This is a genomic window from Erwinia sp. MMLR14_017, from assembly GCF_033657285.1.
Classification (GTDB): domain Bacteria; phylum Pseudomonadota; class Gammaproteobacteria; order Enterobacterales; family Enterobacteriaceae; genus Erwinia.
This window is the reverse complement of sequence record NZ_JAWVWP010000023.1, coordinates 1-5,343: the sequence shown is the minus strand read 5'-3', so window position 1 is coordinate 5,343 and position 5,343 is coordinate 1. Positions and strand designations below refer to the sequence as shown.

The window sequence follows — 5,343 nt, the reverse complement described above, 5'->3', positions numbered from 1 at the left end:
GCGGCGTTACCGCAGGTAAAACCGGAGAGCGTTGCAGACGCGGCGTGATGCCCACCGGCGCGGAAGAAGAAAGAAAAGGGCCCCGCGCTGACGCACGGGGCCCTTTTTTATGCCTTATCCGGACGTGTTACAGGCAGGAAAACCTTTTCATCGCCTTAAAATAATCTGCAGTACCTGGTATTTTCTCTTCTCCCCTTCTCACATATCAATATGCCTCTGTCCCGAATCAGGCTAACGGTTTCAACCTGAAGAAATCCCTCAACGGAGCAGCTGCGGATCGGGTAAACTAAAGCCAGATAAATTCGTAAAGGCCGTAACATGTCCAGCCAGTTCCATTCTCTGAAACCTTTCAACACCTTTAATCTTAATGTACAGGCAAAACAGATTGTCATCGCTACTACGCCAGAGGAGCTGATCGCGGCCTGGCAGGAAACACAGCGAAAAGATCTGCCGGCCCTGCTGATTGGTGAAGGCAGCAATATTCTGTTTCTGGAAGATTTTGCCGGTATGGCAATCATCAACAGATTAAAGGGAATAACAATAGAGGAAGAAGAAGATGCCTGGCATCTGCATGTAGGGGCGGGTGAAAACTGGCATCAACTGGTACAGCATACGCTGGAAATCGGGCTGCCAGGCCTGGAAAATCTCGCCATGATCCCAGGCTGTGTGGGTTCTGCCCCTATACAAAATATTGGCGCATACGGCGTAGAGCTGAAAAATGTCTGCGAATATGTCGATCTGTTGGATCTCTCTTCAGGCGAGACGATGCGGCTTAGTGCAGAAGAGTGCCAGTTTGGCTACCGCGACAGCCTCTTTAAGCATCGTTATCAACAGGGCTATGCCATCACTGCCGTAGGGATCAGACTGCTTAAAAACTGGATCCCAGTATTAACCTATGGAGAACTGAGCAAATTAACGCCCGGTAGCGTTACAGCCCAGGAAATTTTTGATTCTGTCTGCCGTACCCGCACCAGTAAGCTTCCTGCCCCTGAAAAAGTAGGAAACGCAGGAAGTTTCTTCAAAAATCCTGTAGTAAGCGCTGAAGTGGCGGCGAAAATCGTCGAGAGTTATCCCGATATGCCACTCTACCCTCAGGCTGACGGCAGCAGTAAATTAGCCGCAGGATGGCTGATTGACAGGTGTGAGCTTAAGGGGTTCAGCATTGGTGGCGCTGCTGTTCACCTTCAGCAGGCGCTGGTATTGATTAATCAGAACCAGGCGACAGGCAGTGATATCGTGGCGTTAGCACATGAAGTTCGCCAGAGGGTAGGCGCTAAATTTAACGTATGGCTGGAGCCTGAGGTGCGTTTTGTTGGTGCTCAGGGTGAAAAGGATGCCGTTGGAGTCATTGCATGAAAGGTAATACTGTCCCTTTAACGTTGATTGATATTCTGTCCGATGGTGAATTCCATTCGGGAGAGCAACTGGGCGAACGGCTTGGAATGAGCCGGGCTGCTATCAATAAGCATGTTCAAACCCTTAAAGACTGGGGCATTGACGTATTTACTGTAACGGGCAAGGGCTACAGCCTGCCTGCGCCTATGCAGTTACTGAACGAAGAGAAGATTGCTGAGCAACTGAATGATGGCCGGCTGGCAGTTATCCCGGTAATCGATTCTACTAACCAGTATCTGCTGGAAAAGATGGATTCTCTGCAATCAGGGGACGCCTGCGTGGCTGAATATCAGCAGGCAGGAAGAGGGAGACGTGGGCGTCAGTGGTTCTCTCCGTTTGGCTCAAATCTCTATCTCTCTATGTACTGGCGTCTTGATCAAGGACCTATGGCGGCGATGGGGCTCAGCCTGGTCATTGGCATTGTGATTGCGGAAGTTCTCCGCTCGCTGGGAGCTCGTGATGTCAGAGTCAAATGGCCTAACGATCTCTATCTGAATGACCGCAAGCTGGCGGGTATCCTGGTTGAGCTGACAGGGAAAACCGGAGACGCAGCGCAGCTGGTGATTGGTGCGGGCATTAATCTGGCTATGCGGACGCCTGACGCGGCTATTGTGAATCAGGGCTGGATAAACCTGCAGGAAGCAGGCGTTAATGTTGACCGGAATACGCTAACGGCACGTTTAATCAATACGATGCGAGAGTCTTTGCCGCTTTTTGAACGTGAAGGATTAGCGCCTTTTATTCAGCGTTGGAGCGAGTTAGATAACTTTATTAATCGCCCTGTTAAGTTGCTTATTGGCGATAAAGAAATTTTGGGTATTGCACGAGGAATTGATCAGCAGGGCGGATTAATTCTGGAGCAGGACGGAGTAAAAAAATCCTGGGTTGGCGGTGAAATATCATTGCGCCCGCAGGATTAAATAACAGGGGCTTTCGCCCCTTTTTTATTTTCGTAATCTCACCAGATCGACGGCATGATCAAGACTTTTCGTCATTATCAGGCTGGCTCGCTCACGCGTAGGAAGAATGTTTTCTTTAAGATTCATAAAGTTAATTTCCTCCCATAGTTGGGTGGCGATCCCTACCGCTTCTTCTTCTGAGAGTTTGGCATAGTTATGGAAATAGGAATCCGGATCGGTGAAAGCACCCTGGCGGAATTTCAAGAACCGATTGATATACCATTTTTGCAGCAGGTTTTCGGGCGCATCAACATAAATTGAAAAATCTACGAAATCAGAAACAAATACATGGTGCGGATCGTGAGGATAATCCATCCCACTTTGCAAAACATTCAGTCCTTCCAGAATTAATATATCAGGCTGCTGTACAACCTTATCGCCTTGAGGAATGACATCATAGATAAGATGCGAATAAACAGGTGCAGTGACCTGAGAAGCGCCCGATTTTAAATCTGAAACGAAGTTGACCAGGCGGTGCATATCATAAGACTGGGGAAAGCCTTTCTTCTTCATCAATCCCCGCTCCTTTAACACCTGATTAGGATGCAGGAAGCCGTCGGTAGTGATCAGCTCTACACGACGATGCTCTGGCCAGCGGCTTAAGAGCGCCTGCAGGACACGTGCTGTGGTGCTTTTGCCAACGGCAACGCTGCCGGCAATGCTGATGATATAGGGGATCTTCTGCCCGTTGGTGCCAAGGAACTGTTCAAGTACGGCTTGCCGCCGGAGATTAGAACTGATGTAGAAATTCAGCAGACGCGAGAGGGGCAGATAGATCTCTGCAACTTCTTCCAAAGACAAGTCTTCATTTATCCCCTTTAGCTGCGCAATCTCCTCTTCACTCAGGGTCATGGGCACTGAATTACGCAGTGCAGCCCATTGCGCGCGGTTAAATTGCAAATAGGGTGTCGTTATCGGGAAGTCTTTTTTGCTCATATGCATGCTTCTGCCAGCAAGAATTTGCCTGTCGTGATCGTTTTCGACTTCTCGGCGCTACGGCCGCCAGAGTCTGCTTACGTAACTAAGGTAAATTTCAGAAAACAATGGGCAGGAGGGTAACACCAGACGTGCAGTACCTGAAGGAAAAATACATTCTGCGGGCGCAAACGTAACGGGGGCCGCATTTATTGAATAATCTGCTGGCAATCAGGCGGGGAACCTGATTAACGCGGCAGGGGAGTGGAGTGAAGTCGGTTGATTAATCTCTGAAGATTATCTTTGTAGCGCTAAAAAAACGGCAGAAACTCTTTACCCTCTACAGAACAGAAGAAGGGGAGGCGCCCTGAAGCAACATAAAACATCAGGAATGTATGGAGACAAGGCCTCATCCGGAAAAAATAGTGACAATGAATAAGGCGAAAAGCGCTTTTTTGCTCCAGTGAAGAGATCCCTTTCTGTGTCAGGCAAGATTTTGCAAAATACCGCTGAATTTACAGTGGTGAAATAATCGCTAAAATGACGCTTCTTTGAACGAAATTGTGGCGCTGAAGGGGTAATTTGCGAAGAATTGCACAAATAGTAAGCATAAGAACATTTATCGCAATTTTTTTGTTGCATCGAAGCCCAGCTCTTCCTAGAATGCGCACCACTTGATGCCGGCTTAGCTCAGTTGGTAGAGCAACTGACTTGTAATCAGTAGGTCACCAGTTCGATTCCGGTAGCCGGCACCATCAAGTAAAGAAATACCCCTGGTGGGGTTCCCGAGCGGCCAAAGGGAGCAGACTGTAAATCTGCCGTCATCGACTTCGAAGGTTCGAATCCTTCCCCCACCACCATTAACATTAAGTATAATGTTAATGAGAGGTAAAGATTTTCAGAATCCCCATGGGGAAGGATGAGAAGCTTTGACCTCGAAGGTTTGACCCGGCAGGGAAAGGAGCAGCGCGACTTCATCCTTCCCCCACCACCATTTCTTCCGGAAGTTCAGGTTGAAATGACATGAAGATTTTCGACTGAGCACCAGCGCAGTCTGGGTCATCAAGCATTTGCGGGTTGACTCGAATAGCAAGAGGGCATCTTCTTGTTGTTCAAAAGCTACAGACAGAACAGGTAGCCGAGTTCCAGGATGCGGGCATCGTATAATGGCTATTACCTCAGCCTTCCAAGCTGATGATGCGGGTTCGATTCCCGCTGCCCGCTCCAAGCCGTGCTGATATGGCTCAGTTGGTAGAGCGCACCCTTGGTAAGGGTGAGGTCCCCAGTTCGACTCTGGGTATCAGCACCACTTCTAAATCTCCCTCCCTGATTCTTTCTCTGTACGTTAAAATTCAACAGTTCAGGCTTTGCCTGGTTGATGTGGTGATATCACCGATTTATCCGTGTCTTAGAGGGACAAGCGATGTCTAAAGAAAAATTTGAACGTTCCAAACCGCACGTCAACGTTGGTACTATCGGCCACGTTGACCACGGTAAAACTACCCTGACTGCTGCTATCACCACCGTTCTGGCTAAAACCTACGGCGGTTCTGCTCGTGCATTCGACCAGATCGATAACGCACCAGAAGAAAAAGCACGTGGTATCACCATCAACACTTCACACGTTGAATATGACACCCCGACTCGCCACTATGCGCACGTTGACTGCCCAGGCCACGCCGACTATGTGAAAAACATGATCACCGGTGCTGCGCAGATGGACGGTGCAATTCTGGTTGTTGCTGCAACTGACGGCCCAATGCCTCAGACCCGTGAGCACATCCTGCTGGGTCGCCAGGTTGGCGTTCCTTTCATCATCGTGTTCATGAACAAATGCGACATGGTTGATGACGAAGAGCTGCTGGAACTGGTAGAAATGGAAGTTCGTGAACTTCTGTCTGCCTATGACTTCCCTGGTGATGACCTGCCAATCGTTCGTGGTTCTGCACTGAAAGCGCTGCAGGGCGACGCTGAGTGGGAAGCTAAAATCATTGAGCTGGCTGGCCACCTGGATAACTACATCCCGGAACCAGAGCGCGCAATCGACAAGCCGTTCCTGCTGCCTATCGAAGAC

General features: G+C 49.2%; 4 protein-coding genes and 4 tRNA genes. 7 read left to right on the top strand and 1 reads right to left on the bottom strand.

Annotated elements, in window-relative coordinates; genetic code table 11:
- Positions 1 to 318: 318 nt before the first annotated feature.
- Positions 319 to 1,356, top strand: coding sequence for a UDP-N-acetylmuramate dehydrogenase (gene murB / locus SD961_RS21660; protein WP_318792361.1), 1,038 nt, complete (start codon positions 319 to 321; stop codon positions 1,354 to 1,356).
- Complete coding sequence (gene birA / locus SD961_RS21655; RefSeq protein ID WP_318792360.1) at positions 1,353 to 2,315, top strand: bifunctional biotin--[acetyl-CoA-carboxylase] ligase/biotin operon repressor BirA; 963 nt, start codon at positions 1,353 to 1,355, stop codon at positions 2,313 to 2,315. The genes murB and birA overlap by 4 nt, the downstream gene beginning before the upstream one ends.
- A 24-nt stretch (positions 2,316 to 2,339) precedes the next feature.
- Here birA and coaA read toward each other — a convergent pair whose 3' ends face one another.
- Positions 2,340 to 3,290, bottom strand: coding sequence for a type I pantothenate kinase (gene coaA, locus SD961_RS21650; protein ID WP_318792359.1), 951 nt, complete (start codon positions 3,288 to 3,290; stop codon positions 2,340 to 2,342).
- Between the two features lie 658 nt (positions 3,291 to 3,948).
- On the opposite strand from coaA, the gene SD961_RS21645 reads away from it, so the two are divergent.
- The 5 genes from SD961_RS21645 to SD961_RS21625 form a co-directional block, all read left to right on the top strand.
- A tRNA-Thr gene (locus SD961_RS21645) sits at positions 3,949 to 4,024 on the top strand.
- A gap of 20 nt (positions 4,025 to 4,044) precedes the next feature.
- Positions 4,045 to 4,129: transfer RNA gene (locus SD961_RS21640), tRNA-Tyr, on the top strand.
- A gap of 292 nt (positions 4,130 to 4,421) precedes the next feature.
- Positions 4,422 to 4,496: transfer RNA gene (locus tag SD961_RS21635), tRNA-Gly, on the top strand.
- A 6-nt stretch (positions 4,497 to 4,502) separates the two neighbouring features.
- Positions 4,503 to 4,578 (top strand) — tRNA-Thr (locus tag SD961_RS21630).
- A 114-nt stretch (positions 4,579 to 4,692) separates the two neighbouring features.
- Positions 4,693 to 5,343, top strand: a 651-nt coding sequence (locus SD961_RS21625) for a GTP-binding protein (RefSeq protein WP_318792357.1), incomplete at its 3' end; no start/stop codon positions are given.